The organism is Pseudomonas sp. Ag1 (genome assembly GCF_000278565.1).
In the GTDB taxonomy this organism is placed as follows: domain Bacteria; phylum Pseudomonadota; class Gammaproteobacteria; order Pseudomonadales; family Pseudomonadaceae; genus Aquipseudomonas.
On record NZ_AKVH01000105.1, the window covers coordinates 26216 to 41399 of the forward strand.

At 62.0% G+C, this 15184-nt stretch carries 13 protein-coding genes and 1 pseudogene; 10 read left to right on the forward strand and 4 right to left on the reverse strand.

Going from position 1 to position 15184, the window contains the following annotated elements; all coding sequences use genetic code 11:
- Positions 1 to 69: 69 nt before the first annotated feature.
- A complete protein-coding gene (locus tag A462_RS11250) occupies positions 70 to 1500 on the forward strand; it encodes an amino acid permease (RefSeq protein WP_008436684.1) in 1431 nt (476 codons plus the stop codon).
- A 15-nt stretch (positions 1501 to 1515) separates the two neighbouring features.
- On the opposite strand, the gene A462_RS11245 is transcribed toward A462_RS11250, so the two are convergent.
- A complete protein-coding gene (locus A462_RS11245; RefSeq protein WP_008436686.1) occupies positions 1516 to 2430 on the reverse strand; it encodes a LysR substrate-binding domain-containing protein in 915 nt (304 codons plus the stop codon).
- Between the two features lie 190 nt (positions 2431 to 2620).
- On the opposite strand from A462_RS11245, the gene A462_RS11240 reads away from it, so the two are divergent.
- From A462_RS11240 to A462_RS11220, 5 genes are all read left to right on the forward strand, one after another.
- Entirely contained in the window at positions 2621 to 3385 is a 765-nt protein-coding gene (locus A462_RS11240; RefSeq protein ID WP_008436688.1) for a sulfite exporter TauE/SafE family protein, read from the forward strand.
- Positions 3386 to 3502: 117 nt separating this feature from the next.
- On the forward strand, positions 3503 to 4093 hold the full coding sequence (locus tag A462_RS11235) for an NAD(P)H-dependent oxidoreductase (RefSeq protein WP_008436691.1): 591 nt from the start codon (positions 3503 to 3505) through the stop codon (positions 4091 to 4093).
- Positions 4094 to 4134: 41 nt separating this feature from the next.
- The gene (locus tag A462_RS11230) at positions 4135 to 5031 is read left to right on the forward strand and encodes a LysR family transcriptional regulator (protein ID WP_008436694.1); all 897 of its coding nucleotides are present in this window, start codon (positions 4135 to 4137) and stop codon (positions 5029 to 5031) included.
- A 104-nt stretch (positions 5032 to 5135) separates the two neighbouring features.
- Entirely contained in the window at positions 5136 to 6029 is an 894-nt protein-coding gene (locus A462_RS11225; RefSeq protein ID WP_008436697.1) for an NAD-dependent epimerase/dehydratase family protein, read from the forward strand.
- Positions 6030 to 6236: 207 nt separating this feature from the next.
- Entirely contained in the window at positions 6237 to 7682 is a 1446-nt protein-coding gene (locus A462_RS11220; RefSeq protein WP_008436699.1) for a SulP family inorganic anion transporter, read from the forward strand.
- Positions 7683 to 7811: 129 nt separating this feature from the next.
- Here A462_RS11220 and A462_RS11215 read toward each other — a convergent pair whose 3' ends face one another.
- Entirely contained in the window at positions 7812 to 8204 is a 393-nt protein-coding gene (locus tag A462_RS11215) for a lysozyme inhibitor LprI family protein (RefSeq protein ID WP_008436701.1), read from the reverse strand.
- A 192-nt stretch (positions 8205 to 8396) separates the two neighbouring features.
- On the opposite strand from A462_RS11215, the gene A462_RS11210 reads away from it, so the two are divergent.
- From A462_RS11210 to A462_RS11195, 4 genes are read left to right on the forward strand one after another with little or no spacing between them, the layout of a single operon-like run.
- Positions 8397 to 9800, forward strand: coding sequence for a GntT/GntP/DsdX family permease (locus A462_RS11210; protein ID WP_017478510.1), 1404 nt, complete (start codon positions 8397 to 8399; stop codon positions 9798 to 9800).
- A 15-nt stretch (positions 9801 to 9815) separates the two neighbouring features.
- Positions 9816 to 10676, forward strand: coding sequence for a MurR/RpiR family transcriptional regulator (locus A462_RS11205; RefSeq protein WP_003212283.1), 861 nt, complete (start codon positions 9816 to 9818; stop codon positions 10674 to 10676).
- A 1-nt stretch (position 10677) separates the two neighbouring features.
- Positions 10678 to 12141, forward strand: coding sequence for an N-acyl-D-amino-acid deacylase family protein (locus tag A462_RS11200; protein WP_008436702.1), 1464 nt, complete (start codon positions 10678 to 10680; stop codon positions 12139 to 12141).
- 30 nt (positions 12142 to 12171) lie between these two features.
- On the forward strand, positions 12172 to 12540 hold the full coding sequence (locus tag A462_RS11195) for a glyoxalase superfamily protein (protein ID WP_008436705.1): 369 nt from the start codon (positions 12172 to 12174) through the stop codon (positions 12538 to 12540).
- 651 nt (positions 12541 to 13191) lie between these two features.
- Here the strand turns inward: A462_RS11195 and A462_RS35260 are convergent.
- Together A462_RS35260 and A462_RS35265 are read right to left on the reverse strand one after the other, a co-directional pair.
- Positions 13192 to 14055 (reverse strand): methyl-accepting chemotaxis protein, encoded by an 864-nt coding sequence (locus tag A462_RS35260; protein ID WP_443200826.1) that lies wholly within the window; start codon positions 14053 to 14055, stop codon positions 13192 to 13194.
- Positions 14047 to 15144: pseudogene (locus A462_RS35265) on the reverse strand (methyl-accepting chemotaxis protein); the annotation flags it as partial. The pseudogene A462_RS35265 and the gene A462_RS35260, both read right to left, overlap by 9 nt.
- Positions 15145 to 15184: the final 40 nt, after the last annotated feature.

The following is a 15184-nucleotide window of genomic DNA, read 5'->3' on the forward strand; positions in this document are numbered from 1 at the left end:
CCCGCTCCCACAGGGGACAGTGTTTCAACCAGAAAGCAGTGCAATCACAATAATAAAGGGGCACGCCACGTGACCACGCCAGACCAAGGCTTTGCCGAAATCACCAATCGCGAACTGGGCCTCAGGCGCCAGCTCACTTCCGGCCAGATGAGCATGATCGCCATCGGTGGCGCCATCGGCACCGGGCTGTTCATGGGCAGCGCCTACGCCATCGGCTATGCCGGGCCCAGCGTACTGGTGAGCTATGCCATCGGTGCGCTGATCACTTTGCTGTTGATGGGCTGCCTGGCGGAGATGACCGTGGCGCATTCCACCTCGGGCTCCTTCGGCGCGTATGCCGAATTTTACGTCAGCCCGCTGGCCGGTTTCCTGGTGCGTTATGCGTACTGGGCGGCGATTGTGCTGGCGGTGGGCGCCGAGGTCACGGCGGTGGCGATGTACATGAAGTACTGGTTTGCCAACGTGCCGGAATGGGTGTGGATCGTCTCGTTCTCCAGCGTGTTGATCGTGCTCAACGCCATCAGCGTCAAGACCTTCGGCAACTTCGAGTACTGGTTCTCCACGATCAAGATCAGCGCCATCGTTGGCTTCATCATCCTCGCGGTGTACGTGGTGTTCGGCTCCGGCAATCCGGATTACGGTGTGCAGAACTACACGGCCCACGGCGGCTTTTTCCCGAACGGGTTGAGCGGCATGTGGATCGCGGTGATCGTCTCGATCTTCAGTTACCTGAGCGTGGAAATGATCGCGGTGGCCGCCGGTGAAGCGGCCGACCCGGAGCAGGCGGTGAAAAAAGCCTTCCGCGCGACCATCGTGCGGCTGGTGGTGTTCTACCTGCTGACCCTGGCGCTGATGTTGGCCATCGTGCCGTGGAACCAGGCCGGCCACGCCCAGAGCCCGTTCGTCACGGTGATGCAGACCATCGGCATTCCCGGCGCCACCGGGGTGATGAACTTCGTGATCCTGATCGCTGCGCTGTCGGCGATGAACAGCCAGCTCTACATCACCACCCGCATGATGTTCAGCCTGTCCCGCGCCGGTTTTGCGCCCAAGTCCATGGGCGCCTTGAGCAAGAGCGGGATCCCGTTGAACGCCTTGTTGCTGTCCAGCTCGGGCATTGCCCTGGCGACCCTGCTGAACGTGGTGTACCCGGAAAGCTCGTTCACCCTGATGATGGCGATCTCGATGTTTGGCGCGATCTTCACCTGGTTCATGATCTTCCTCACGCACCTGTTTTTCCGCCGCTACCGCAAGCGTCACGGCGGGGCGAAGCTGTCGTTCCAGCTGGCGCTGTTTCCCTACAGCACGCTGCTGGGCCTGGTGCTGATGGGCGCGGTGATGATCACCACGTTTTTCACCGATGCGTTCAAGATGACGCTGGTGTTCGGGGTGCCGTTCCTGCTGATTCTGTCGCTGGTGTACTACGTGTTCTTCCGCAAGGGTCGCCAAAACCTTGTAGGAGCGAGCTTGCTCGCGAAAAACCCGAGGGCGCCGGGTTAAATCAGAAAGCCCGCGTTATCGTTGACGTGCTTCGCGAGCAAGCTCGCTCCTACAGGGGGAGAGGGCGTTTAGCAGTTGGGCGGCGTAACCGGGCAATTGCTCGAACTCGCGGGCGCATAACAGCAGTTTGCGACAGGCCCAATCCTCGCTCAGGGATTGGGCCTTGAAGCGCCGCTCCAACGGCCAGCGTTCCAGCGCGGCCAGGGGCACGATCCCCAGCCCGGCGCCCCGGGCAACCATGCGAATCAGCCCGTCAAACCCATCTGCGCGGATGCGTGTCTGCAAGCGAAAGCCTGCGTGCAATGCCTGTTCCTCCAGGTACACCGCCAGCGCGCTGTCGGCGGCCAGGCCCACATAGTCGTGCTGCAAGCTGTCGATAAAACTCACGGTGCGCCCGGCCAGCGGGTGATCCAGCGGCATGATCAGCACCAGCGGGTCGTCGCGAAAGGGCAGGGTTTGCAGGCCGTGGGTATCTACTGCGTCGGAAATAATCCCCAGGTCTGCCGCGCCCTGGCGCAAGGCGTGGGTGATGCGCAGGCTTGGCAGTTCCTGCAGGTCGATGTCGAGGTTGGGGTGCTCGTGCAGAAAGTCCGCCAACAGCTCCGGCAGGTATTCGCTAAGGGCGGTGGTGTTGCACAGCAGGCGCACCTGGCCCTTGACGCCGTTGGCGTATTCCGCGAGGTCTTGCTGCAGGTGATCGGCTTGCTGCAACAGCAGGCGGGCGTGACGGGCGAGGGCTTTACCCGCAGCAGTCGGGGTGACGCCACGGCGGCCACGTTCAAGAAACTCGATGCCCAGCGAGGCTTCCATCGCCCGGATCCGTGCACTCGCCGCCGCCAGGGACAAATGGCTGCGGCTGGCGCCGGCGGTGATATTGCCGGTGTCGAGGATGTGCAGGTACAGGCGCAGGTCGATCAGGTCAAAGTGCATGTGCTGGGGATCTCAGTGTCTGTACGGGCCTCTTCGCGAGCAAGCCCGCTCCCACATTTAGATCTGTGAACCCTTTCAAAATGTGGGAGCGGGCTTGCTCGCGAAGAGGCCATCTGCCTCATGCAAAACAAGAGGCTGCCTCAGTATATGGCGAATTTTCAGACATCACCCAAACCTGCAAAATCGACCCATGAATACCTTACTCGCGTTCTACCAAAACCTCGGCCCGGCCCTGACATTGCTGGTGATCGGCACCTTCCTGCTGGCCGGTACGGTCAAGGGCGTCATCGGCCTGGGCCTGCCTACCGTCGCCATGGGCATGCTCGGCCTGGCTATGTTGCCGGCGCAGGCTGCGGCGTTGCTGATCATCCCGTCCACCGTCACCAACCTCTGGCAACTGGCCTTCGGCGGTCACCTGAGCGCGTTGATCAAACGCCTGTGGCCGATGCTCCTGCTGATTTTCCTCGGCACCGGGCTGGGCTCGTTGTGGCTGGGCATGGATGGCGGGCATTGGGTGGTGCGGGCGTTGGGCGGCGCGCTGCTGGTGTATGCCTTGAGCGGGCTGTTGCTGCCGACGTTCAAGGTAAGCCCGGCCACCGAGCGCTGGCTGGGCCCGCTGTGCGGCGTGCTGACCGGGGTCATCACCTCGGCCACCGGGGTGTTCGTGATACCGGCGGTGCCGTATCTGCAAGCGTTGGGCTTGAACCGCGATCAGCTGGTGCAGGCGTTGGGGCTGTCGTTCACCGTGTCGACCCTGGCGCTGGCAGCCGGGCTGTTCTGGCGTGGCAGCCTGGGCGGCGGCGAATTGAACGCCTCGTTGCTGGCGCTGGTTCCCGCGCTGCTCGGGATGTGGCTGGGCCAGGCCCTGCGCCAGCGCATCAGTGCCGTGCTGTTCAAGCGGGTGTTCTTTATCGGCATGGCCGCGCTGGGAGGTCATCTGCTGATCAGTGGTTAACAATATGCCGTTGATTCGTGCGCCTTGGTCAAATGTATTTTGCCGCCGGGACGCTTATTCCAAAGCACCGACCCCGTTACCCTGCCTTCAGACATTTTTAATCTTTAGGCAACCCCTATGAAAAAAGTACTCCTGCTCAACGGCGGTAAGAAATTCGCCCATTCCGACGGTCGCTACAACAGCACCCTGCATGAAGCCGCCCTGGCGGTACTGGACCGTGGCGGCATCGACGTCAAGGAAACCCACATCGACGCCGGCTACGACGTGGCCGAAGAAGTCGCCAAATTCCTCTGGGCCGACGTGATCATCTACCAGATGCCCGGCTGGTGGATGGGCGCTCCGTGGATCGTCAAGAAGTACATCGATGAAGTCTTCACCGAAGGCCATGGCAGCCTGTACGCCAGCGACGGCCGCACCCGCTCCGACTCGTCGCAGAAATACGGCAGCGGCGGCCTGATCCAGGGCAAGCAATACATGCTGTCCCTGACCTGGAACGCTCCCCAGCAAGCGTTCGACGACCCCACCGACTTCTTCGAAGCCAAGGGCGTGGACGCGGTGTATTTCCCGTTCCACAAGGCCAACGAGTTCCTCGGCATGACCGGCCTGCCGACCTTCCTCTGCGTGGACGTGATGAAACGCCCGGCCATCGAAGCCGACGTGGCGCGTTATGAACAGCATCTGGCACAGGTGTTTAACCTGAGTCTGTAATGCGGCTAGTATCCGTGCAGCCGCTATAAAGAGGATTCACGTTGAAAGCCCGATCCGATGAGCTACAGATCTTCGTCTGCGTGATTGAATGCGGGTCGATTTCCGCCGCAGCCGAGCAGGTCGGGCAGACGCCGTCGGCGGTCAGCCGCACTTTGTCGCGCCTGGAAGCCAAGCTCGACACCACCCTGATCAATCGCACCACCCGGCGCATGGACCTGACCGAAGAGGGCAAGTATTTCTTCGAGCGGGCCAAGGTGATCCTCGAGCAGATGGACGACCTGGAAGAACGCCTGTCGTCGCGCCAGCAAACCCCGTCGGGGCGCCTGCGGATCAACGCGGCGTCGCCGTTCATGTTGCATGCGATCGTGCCGTACATCGCCGAGTTTCGTGGCCTGTACCCGGACATCCAGCTGGAGCTGAACAGCAACGACCTGATCATCGACCTGCTGGAGCAAAGCACCGACATCGCGATTCGCATCGGTGCCCTGGCCGACTCGACCCTTCACGCCCGCTCACTGGGATGCAGCCCGCTGCATATCCTCGCCAGCCCGGCGTATCTGGAACAGCACGGTACGCCCAGCACCGTTGCCGAACTGGCCGAACACACCTTGCTCGGTTTCACCCAGACCGAAACCCTGAACCACTGGCCGCTGCGCCATGTGCACGGCGATCGCTGGCAGATCCAGCCGGGCGTCGCCGCCTCCAGCGGTGAAACCTTGCGCCAACTGGCGCTGGAAGGGCAGGGCATCACCTGTCTCTCGGACTTCATGACCGCCCAGGACATCAAAAGCGGGCGCCTGATACCGGTGCTGGCAGAGTTCAACAGCGGCTATCGCCAGCCGATCAATGCCGTGTACTACCGCAACTCGCAATTGGCCTTGCGCATCCAGTGCTTCCTGGACTTTATCCAAGGCAAGCTGTCCAGCTACGCCCGTTGATTCGTGACCCCTGCGCAAGAGTGAATTGGGCAATGCGGACTTATTCGGAATGGATGGGTCCGCAATACTGACGCCATCAATTACTCACGCAGGGAGACACCTCCATGAACGTATTCATTACCGGCGCTGCCGGTTTTATCGGCGGCTCCATCGCCACTGGCCTGGTCAAGGCCGGCCATAACGTCACCGGCCTGGTGCGCAGCGCCGAGCAGGCTGAAGAAATGACTGCATTGGGCATCACGCCGGTGATCGGCACGCTGGATGACAGTGCGTTGTTGACCGAGCAAGCGAAGAAAGCAGACGCCGTTATCAACGCCGCCAGCAGTGACCATCGCGGCGCGGTGGAAACTTTGCTGGCCGCGTTGCGCGGATCCAACAAAACCTTCCTGCACACCAGCGGTTCGAGCATCGTCGGCGATGCGTCGGGCGGTAAGTCCAGCGATGTCATCTATTTTGAAGACAACTTGCCGGAGCCGACCGTCGACAAGGCCGCTCGTGTGGCTATCGACAATTTGATCCTGGCTGCCGCCAAAGACGGCGTGAACTCGGCGGTGATCTGCAACACCTTGATCTACGGTCACAGTCTGGGCGTTAAGCGCGACAGCGTGCAGTTGCCACGTTTGCTTAAACAGGCACGCAAAAGCGGTGTGGTTCGTCATGTAGGTACCGGCCAGAACATCTGGTCCAACGTGCATATCGAAGACGTGGTTGCGCTGTACCTGCTGGCGCTGGAAAAGAATGTGCCGGGCACGTTCTACTTTGTGGAAAGTGGCGAAGCGGCGTTTGTCGACATGACCACCGCGATTGCCGAAGCGTTGAAGCTGGGTAAACCGCAGGATTGGCCATTGGCGGATGCCGAAGCCGAGTGGGGTTATGAGATGGCGAACTATGGCTTGGGCTCCAACAGCCGGGTGCGCGGCAAGCATGCGCGGGAATTGCTGGGGTGGGCGCCGAAGCGGACCTCCGTAGTTGAGTGGATTCGCAACGAGATGGTTTGATGTTCGCTTGAGACCGAGGCGAGCCCTTCGCGAGCAAGCCCGCTCCCACATTTGACCGCATTCCAAAGTTGGAACTCGGTTAAGTGTGGGAGCGGGCTTGCTCGCGAAAGGGGCGACTCGGTCCAACGGTCTTACCCAACACTAGCCCCACCCCGCCCAATTCCGTACCATCCCCCGCCTTATCCCTCGCAACTCCCCGGTACTTCAATGAACCTCACCCGTCTGCGCGCCGACGCCCTGGCCGGACTCACCACGTCTTTTGCCTTGCTCCCCGAATGCATCGCCTTTGCCCTGGTGGCTCACCTCAACCCGCTGATGGGCCTCTATGGCGCGTTCATCATCTGCACCCTCACCGCACTGTTCGGCGGCCGGCCCGGCATGGTCTCCGGTGCCGCCGGTTCGATGGCGGTGGTGATCGTTGCGCTGGTAGTGCAGCACGGCGTGCAGTACCTGCTGGCCACGGTGTTGCTGGGCGGCTTGATCATGGTCGCCTTCGGCCTGTTGCGCCTGGGCAAGCTGGTGCGCATGGTGCCGCACCCGGTGATGCTCGGGTTCGTCAACGGCCTGGCGATCATCATCGCCCTGGCGCAGTTGGAGCATTTCAAGAGCGGTGACACCTGGCTCAGTGGCACGCCGCTGTACGTGATGACCGGGCTGGTCGCGGCAACCATGGCCATCGTCTACCTGCTGCCGCGCCTGACCCGCGCCGTACCGCCAGCCCTGGTGGCGATCCTCGGCGTGGGCCTGGCGGTGTACCTGCTCGGCCTGCCTACCCGCACCCTGGGCGACATGGCCCACATTGCCGGCGGCCTGCCGACCTTCGCGTTGCCGCAGATTCCCTGGACCCTCGAAACCCTGCACATCATCGCGCCTTACGCGATCCTGATGGCCATGGTCGGCCTGCTGGAAACCCTGCTGACCCTCAACCTCACCGACGAAATCACTGAAACCCGCGGCTACCCCGACCGCGAAAGCGTGGCCCTGGGCGCAGCCAACATGGTCTCGGGCTTATTTGGCGGCATGGGCGGCTGCGCGATGATCGGTCAAACCGTGATCAACCTCAGCTCCGGCGGGCGCGGGCGCTTCTCCGGTGTGTTTGCCGGGGTGATGATCCTGTTGTTCATTCTGTTTCTGTCACCGCTGATCGAGCGCATTCCGCTGGCGGCGCTGGTAGGCGTGATGTTCGTGGTGTCTCAGCAGACGTTTGCCTGGGCTTCGTTGCGGGTGATCAACAAGGTGCCGCTGAACGATGTGTTGGTGATCATGGCGGTGACGGTGATTACCGTGTTCACCGACCTGGCGACCGCAGTGCTGTGCGGGATTGTGATTGCGGCGCTGAACTTCGCCTGGCAGCAAGCGCGTGAGCTGTACGCGGACGAGCATATGGAAGCGGACGGCAGCAAACTCTATCGGGTGCACGGCACGCTGTTTTTTGCCTCGACCACGCCGTTCCTGAACCGGTTCGATCCGGCCAACGACCCGGCCCAGGTGACGCTGGATTGTCGTCACTTGAGCTTCGTCGACTATTCGGCGATTGCCGCGTTGATGACCTTGCGGGAGCGCTACGCCAAGGCCGGTAAGCATTTGCGGGTGCTGCACCTGTCCGAGCGCTGCCGCAAACTGCTCAAGCGTGCGCGGGTGCAGCACGACTGACCGTTGTTGAAGTACGATGATCGTTCCCACGCTCTGCGTGGGAACGCCGCTTTGGACGCTCCGCGTCCGCTCTTGAAGTCGTGACGCGGAGCGTCACAGGATGCGTTCCCACTCAGAGCGTGGGAACGATCATGGGCCGACCAGGTTTTCCAGTTCCTGGGCGCGGGTCTGGGTCATGTCCAGCACGCAGCCGGAGCCGTTGACCTGATCAATGGTGCCGCCGGTTGCCGAGCCAATGAAGCCGCAGTTGGCATCGCGAAACTTGAGCCACTGGCGCTGTACGTCCTGCAATTGCTGTTTACGGTTGCCTTCCATCGCGGTCATGGCGGCTTTGTAGGCGGTGTTCATGCGCGCGTCCTGCACCTTGGTTTCCTTGGCGTTGCAATCGACCATGTCGGCGGTGGTGTTGGCGCCGTCCATGCATTTTTTCAGTGCCGGGTTCTCATCGGCCGAGGCCGTGCCGCCCAAGGCCAGCAACAGCGCGCCGGCGGCGAAAGGGACAAGCAGGTGGTTACGATTCATTCTGGGTTTTCCTGGTCATGAGTCGGTGTGCAGTCTAAGACTCGGCCTGCGCAGTTGAGTTTCCAGCCCGGCGATCTTCATGTAAGAACGCCCCCCGAATTTTCATCCACTGACCCAGGGCATATCCCTGTGCGACAGGGCGTGTCTGTGGGCGAAAATTACTTTCATAAAAATTGAAAATCCACCTCGGTAATGATTTATGACTTTCACAACCTATTCGACGTGACCCTTTCCGAGGAGTACCGCATGGCCGCATCACCGGGGTATTGGCTGCTGATCTACGCCGCCATCGCCATCATTGCATTGATCGTATTGATCGCGCGTTACCGGCTCAACCCGTTTATCGTCATCACCCTGGTGTCTATTGGCCTCGCGCTGTTGGCCGGGATGCCTGCGGATACGATCATGGGTTCCTACGAGGCCGGCGTCGGCAAGACGCTGGGGCATATTGCGCTGGTAGTCGCGCTGGGGACGATGCTCGGCAAGATGATGGCCGAGTCCGGCGGCGCCGAGCAGGTGGCGCGCACGTTGATCAATCGGTTCGGCGAGCGGAATGCGCACTGGGCAATGGTGTGCATTGCATTCCTGGTGGGGCTGCCGCTGTTTTTCGAGGTCGGTTTTGTGTTGCTGGTGCCGATCGCGTTTACCGTGGCGCGGCGGGTGGGCGTGTCGATCCTGATGGTCGGCCTGCCGATGGTGGCCGGTTTGTCGGTGGTGCATGCGCTGGTGCCGCCGCATCCGGCGGCGATGATGGCGGTGCTGGCCTATAACGCCTCGGTCGGGCAGACGGTGCTGTATGCGATTTTGATTGGCATACCCACCGCGATCATTGCCGGCCCGCTGTACGCCAAGTTCATCGTGCCGCACATTCACCTGCCAGCGGAAAACCCGCTGGAGCGCCAGTTCATCGACCGCGAGCCGCGCACCCGCCTGCCGAGTTTCGCCCTGACCATGGGCACCATCCTGTTACCGGTGGTGCTGATGATGATCGGCGGCTGGGCCAACCTGATTTCCACACCGGGCACCGCCTTTAACCAGTTCCTGTTGTTTATCGGTAACTCGGTGATTGCGCTGCTGGTGGCGACCTTGGTGAGCTTCTGGACCCTCGGCCTGGCCCAGGGCTTCAACCGCGAGTCGATCCTCAAGTTCACCAACGAATGCCTGGCACCGACCGCCAGCATCACCTTGCTGGTGGGCGCGGGCGGTGGTTTGAACCGGATTCTGGTGGACGCCGGGGTCACCAATGAAATCCTCGGCCTGGCCCACGCCTTCAACCTGTCGCCCCTGGTGATGGGCTGGCTGTTCGCCGCGCTGATGCGCATCGCCACCGGCTCGGCCACCGTGGCCATGACCACGGCCTCAGGCGTGGTTGCACCGGTTGCGATGGGCCTGGGTTATCCACACCCGGAATTGCTGGTGCTGGCCACCGGCGCGGGTTCGGTAATCTTTTCCCACGTAAACGACGGCGGCTTCTGGCTGATCAAGGAATACTTCAATATGACGGTGATCCAGACCTTCAAGACCTGGACCGTGCTGGAGACCCTGATTTCGGTGGTCGCCTTCGGTCTGACTTATGGTTTGTCCTGCATCTTGTAACCCGGAGCCGAACCGATGGACATCCTCTACCAGATCCGCGCCCGCCAGGATTCCTTCAGCGCCGGCGAAGGGCGTATCGCCAAGCTGATGCTCGATGATGTCGGCTTTGCAGCGTCCGCCAGCCTGGAAGAATTGTCCCAACGGGCCGAGGTCAGCACCGCCACCTTGTCGCGTTTTGCCCGCAGCGTCGGCTGCCGCGACCTGCGTGACCTGCGCCTGCAACTGGCCCAGGCCAGCGGTGTCGGCAGCCGTTTCCTCGACCCTGCGGGCCTGCCGGAGCAGTCGGCGTTCCACCGGCAGATTCTCAGCGATATCGAGGCGACGTTGCGCCGGCACCTGTCCGGTTTCAACCAGCGCAGCTTTGTCGACGCCGTGAGCCTGCTGGGCAATGCGCGGATGATCCACGCGTTCGGCATGGGCGGGCCGTCGAGCCTGTGCAGCGACGAGTTGCAAGTGCGCCTGGTGCGCCTGGGCTACGCGATCAACGCCTGCCACGACCCGGTGATGATGCGCGTGACCGCCGCCACCCTGGGCCCGGAGCATGCGCTGATCGTCTGCTCGCTGACCGGCATCACCCCGGAGGTATTGGGCGTGGTGGCGCTGGCACGCAACTACGGCGCAAAAATCATCGCCATCACCCTGCCGGATTCACCGCTGGCGCAGTTGGCCGACGTGCTGCTGCCGCTGCAACCGGCCGAAACCAGTTTTATCTACAAGCCAACGGCGGCGCGCTACGGAATGCTGTTGGCCATCGATGTGCTCGCTACCGAGCTGGCCTTGGCCATGCCGGACGACAACCAGGAACGCCTGCGACGGATCAAGCTGGCCCTGGACGATTATCGCGGTGGCCCTGACAGCCTGCCGCTTGGAGATTGAGATGAAGTACCACACGCTGATCCGCCAGGCGCTGATCATTGATGGCAGCAACACCCCCGGCTATGTCGCCGATGTGGCAGTGCACGAGGGCCGTATCGAGAAGATCGGCGACCTGTCCCGAGACAGCGCCGAGCATGAAATCGACGCCACCGGGCGCGTATTGGCGCCTGGGTTTATCGACGTGCACACCCACGACGACACGGTGGTGATCCGTCACCCGCAGATGCTGCCCAAGCTGAGCCAGGGCGTGACCACGGTGATTGTCGGCAACTGCGGCATCAGCGCCTCGCCCGTGAGCTTGCAGGCTGATCCACCGGACCCGATGAACCTGCTGGGCACCGCCGAGGCCTTTGCCTACCCACGGTTCAGCGATTACCGGGCGGCGGTGGAAAACGCCCACCCGGCCGTCAATGTGGCGGCGCTGATCGGCCACACCGCGCTGCGCAGCAACCATATGGACGACCTGCACCGTACCGCCACGCCGGGTGAAATCACCGCGATGCGCGTGCAGTTGCAGGAGAGTCTGGCGGACGGTGCCCTGGGTTTATCCACCGGGCTTGCATACGCGAGCGCCTTCAACGCCGAGACCGATGAAGTGCTGCAGTTGAGTGAAGAACTGACGGCGTATGGCGCGGTGTACACCACCCATTTGCGCAGCGAATTCGAACCGGTGCTGGAGGCGATGGACGAGGCTTTTCTGATCGGCCGGCATGCCAAGGCGCCGGTGATCATTTCCCACCTCAAGTGCGCGGGCGCCGGTAACTGGGGGCGCAGTCCGCAGTTGTTGGCCTCGCTGGAACACGCGGCGAAGACCCACCCGGTGGGCTGCGATTGCTACCCGTATGCGGCCAGCTCTTCGACCCTGGACCTCAAGCAAGTCACCGATGCGTTTCGCATCACCATCACCTGGTCTGCGCCGCATCCGGAAATGGGCGGGCGGGATCTGCAGGATATCGCCGCCGAGTGGGCGGTGCCGCTGATGGACGCCGCCCGCCGCCTGCAACCCGCCGGGGCGGTGTATTACGGGATGGACGAGACCGACGTGCAGCGCATCCTGGCGCATCCGCTGTCGATGATTGGCTCGGATGGTTTGCCGGAAGATCCGTTTCCTCATCCACGTCTGTGGGGCGCGTTTCCCCGGGTACTGGGGCATTTCAGCCGGGACCTTGGCTTGTTCCCGCTGCACACCGCCGTGCACAAGATGACCGGACTGTCGGCAGCGCGCTTTGGCTTGGCCGAGCGCGGTGAGATCCGTGAAGGGCATTGGGCCGACCTGGTGCTGTTTGATCCGTTGCGGGTGCGGGATGTGGCGGACTTCAAAGAGCCGCAACGCGCGGCGGAAGGGATTGACGGTGTGTGGGTCAATGGCGTGCTCAGCTACAGCGACGGGCAGGCCAACGGGCAGCGTCCCGGACGATTCCTGGCGCGCAGCGGGGATTTGCGTAAGGGGTTTGCGGCCGTATAGTGGCCGCTCTCAAACACGGAGCCAATCGCCATGCACTTAGGAAACGTCACCCCCATTTTGCGTAGTTTCGACGAGGCCAAAACCCTGGAGTTCTACGTCGATTTCCTGGGGTTCAAGGTCGATTGGCAGCACCGGTTTGAAGACAACTTTCCGCTGTACCTGCAGGTGTCGCTGGGGGACTGCGTGCTGCACTTGTCCGAGCACCATGGCGATTGCACGCCAGGTGCGGCGGTGCGGATTCAGGCTCAAGGGCTGGAAGCGTACCAGCAACAATTGCTGGCCAAGCATTACCGCAACGCCAAGCCGGGGATTGAAGACACGCCATGGGGCAGTCGCGAAATGAGCATCAGCGACCCGTCGGGGAACCGGTTGGTGTTTGTTGAAGAAGTCAGCAGCTGAGGCTGCGCGCATAAATCGCAGGCAATAAAAAACCGCCTTAGTAGGGCGGTTTTTTATTGCAATCCCAGTTCGCGGCTGGGGTTGCGCCTCACCGGAAGCATTGACCTGCTGACCGGATACTACTGTCGGTTCAGGCATCACGCAAGGCCTGGTGACACTCGGTGTTTTCAGTTCTTTGAGATCTACGCTATTTAAGGACGACTGCAAAAACTGGCAATAAATTCTTGGAGCGTTACCGGTGGATTAGTTCTCCCAAGTCACACCTTCGAGCAGGATGTTGGTTAGTATCGCCCCCGTTCTGTGTATGTCGTTTGTAGGTGGGCTGGGTACGCGCGCGAATTTATGGACCGAACGCCACGGGCTAGTAATCCGTGCCGGATTCATGCGGGAGGACCCAAAGCCCGGCCGCCTCACTGGAAGCATTGACCTGCGTCCGAAGGCTCACGTGTTCCGGTAAGTGCGTTGGAGGTAGGCCCAACTGATGGAGGGCCGAGTATGTCCAAGTTTGCACGACGTACGTGGGACCTCGTAGTGAACTCCCTGCGTGTTTATCACGTGTGGAAATTCCTGCGGGACAGCTTTGATGACCGTTAAGGTCTGAGAAGTGGGCCGCCCCGGTTTCGACCGGGGCGGCTTTTTTGTGCCTGGGATTTACACCCGGAAATGGCTGACCATCTGCTGCAACTGCCCGCCCAAACGCGCCAGTTCCACACTCGACTTGGCCGTCTCGTCACTGGCCGCTGCCGTCTGCTCCGACACGTCCCGCACATTCACGATACTGCGGCTGATCTCTTCCGCCACGGCACTCTGCTGCTCGGCGGCTGCGGCGATCTGCTGGTTCATCGACTGGATATTCGACACCGTACGGGTGATGTTTTCCAGTGACACACCGGCCTTGCGCGTCAGTTCGACGCTGCTGTCGGTGAGGCTGCGGCTGTTGTTCATCACGGCGGCCACTTGCTGGGTGCCGTTCTGCAAACCGGCCACCAGGCCTTCGATTTCTTCGGTGGATTTCTGGGTGCGCTGGGCCAGGCCGCGCACCTCATCGGCGACCACCGCAAAACCCCGACCGGCTTCACCGGCACGGGCGGCTTCGATGGCGGCGTTGAGCGCCAGCAGGTTGGTCTGCTCGGCCACGGCCTTGATCACGTCCATCACGCTGCCGATCTTGTTGCTCTCTTGTTGCAGGTGCGTCATGGCGTCGGTGGAGCGTGCCACTTCAGCTGCCAGGCGTTCGATCTGGGCGATGGCTTCGGCCACCACCTTGTCACCGACACGGGCTTCACCGTCGGCGGCCGAGGCAGCCTGGGACGCTTGTTCGGCGTTGCGTGCGACTTCCTGCACGGTGGCAGTCATTTCGTGCATGGCGGTGGCCACTTGATCGGTCTCGATCTTCTGGCTGTTGACCCCGGCACTGGTCTGTTCGGTCACGGCCGACAGCTCTTCGGCGGCGCTGGCGATCTGGGTCACGCCGTCACGGATGCCGCTGATCAGTTCACGCAAGGTGGTGCCCATGCGCTGAATGCCTTGCTGCAACACGCCGAGTTCGTCGCGGCGGGTCACCTGGATGTTGTGGCTCAGGTCGCCGGAAGCGATGCGCTCCACCACGGCGAGGGTCTCGCGCAGTGGGCGGGTGATCTGGCGGGTGATGATCACCGCAGCCACGATGCCCACCAGCAAGGCCAGCAATGTGCTGATCAGTTGCAGGCTGCGGGCCTGGGCGCTTTCGGCGTCGCGGCGTTGCAGCTGGATGTCGTACAGCTTGTCGCTGATGGTGACAATGTCGGTGCCCTGGGTGGTCATTTCTGCCCGGGCCGAGACGATGTTGGCGTTGGCCGCCTTGTAGTTCTGCACCGCGCTGCGATAGGCGCCGAGGGCGGTTTCCAGGGCGGTCAGTGCAGGCTGTTGGCTGGCGCCAAACGCTGCGTGCAGGCCTTTCAGACCGTCGATGGCTTTCTCGATCTGCGCGGCGGCGCGGGCTTCAGTCTCGGCGTTGACGTTACCGGTGTAGCCGCGCACTTCGTAGCGGGCTAACTGGAACTGTTCCTTGGCGCTGGTCACGGCCTCGAACTGGGCAAAGCGCTCGGTGCTCTCGGGCATCTGGCGCACGCTGGCGTCCAGGGCACTGATCTGCGCATTGGCGATGTCAGCCTTGTCGCCCATGACCTGGCGCGCGGCGTTACCGTTGCGGTAGGCCTCGCGCATTTTGTTCAAGGACTGCTGGTAAGCGGTGATGATCGCTTTTTGCTCATTGAGCAGCTTGAGGTTGTCCGGGCTCTTGAAGCTGTCCAGCAGCTTCTGTTGCTGGGCGACAAAACCGTCGAGGTTGGTCTGCACGTTTTGCGCCACGGCTTCGTCGCCGTTGGCCAACATGTATTGCAGGCGCACGATGCGCAACTTGGTCAGCGAAGCGTTGAGCTGGGTGATGTCGCTCATCCAGTTGCTGCGGTCGATCAGGCCGCCCAGGCTGGTCCAGCCGGTGAGCGCGAGGATCGAGGTGAGGACCAGTACCAGGCCGAAGCCCAGGCCCAGTTTCATATTGACGCTGATGTTGCCGAACCAACTATTCATCGCATTCCTCCAGGAACAGATTTGCGGGTACATCCGGTTGCTGGAAGTAGCGACCAGCCGATGGGTAGTCAGG

Coding starts and splice junctions, on each gene's coding strand:
- A462_RS11245 (WP_008436686.1), bottom strand. CDS start 2,430: ATGCACTTTGACCTGATCGACCTGCGCCTGTACCTGCACATCCTCGAC.
- A462_RS11240 (WP_008436688.1), top strand. CDS start 2,621: ATGAATACCTTACTCGCGTTCTACCAAAACCTCGGCCCGGCCCTGACA.
- A462_RS11235 (WP_008436691.1), top strand. CDS start 3,503: ATGAAAAAAGTACTCCTGCTCAACGGCGGTAAGAAATTCGCCCATTCC.
- A462_RS11225 (WP_008436697.1), top strand. CDS start 5,136: ATGAACGTATTCATTACCGGCGCTGCCGGTTTTATCGGCGGCTCCATC.
- A462_RS11220 (WP_008436699.1), top strand. CDS start 6,237: ATGAACCTCACCCGTCTGCGCGCCGACGCCCTGGCCGGACTCACCACG.
- A462_RS11215 (WP_008436701.1), bottom strand. CDS start 8,204: ATGAATCGTAACCACCTGCTTGTCCCTTTCGCCGCCGGCGCGCTGTTG.
- A462_RS11210 (WP_017478510.1), top strand. CDS start 8,397: ATGATTTATGACTTTCACAACCTATTCGACGTGACCCTTTCCGAGGAG.
- A462_RS11205 (WP_003212283.1), top strand. CDS start 9,816: ATGGACATCCTCTACCAGATCCGCGCCCGCCAGGATTCCTTCAGCGCC.
- A462_RS11200 (WP_008436702.1), top strand. CDS start 10,678: ATGAAGTACCACACGCTGATCCGCCAGGCGCTGATCATTGATGGCAGC.
- A462_RS11195 (WP_008436705.1), top strand. CDS start 12,172: ATGCACTTAGGAAACGTCACCCCCATTTTGCGTAGTTTCGACGAGGCC.
- A462_RS35260 (WP_443200826.1), bottom strand. CDS start 14,055: ATGGGCACCACCTTGCGTGAACTGATCAGCGGCATCCGTGACGGCGTG.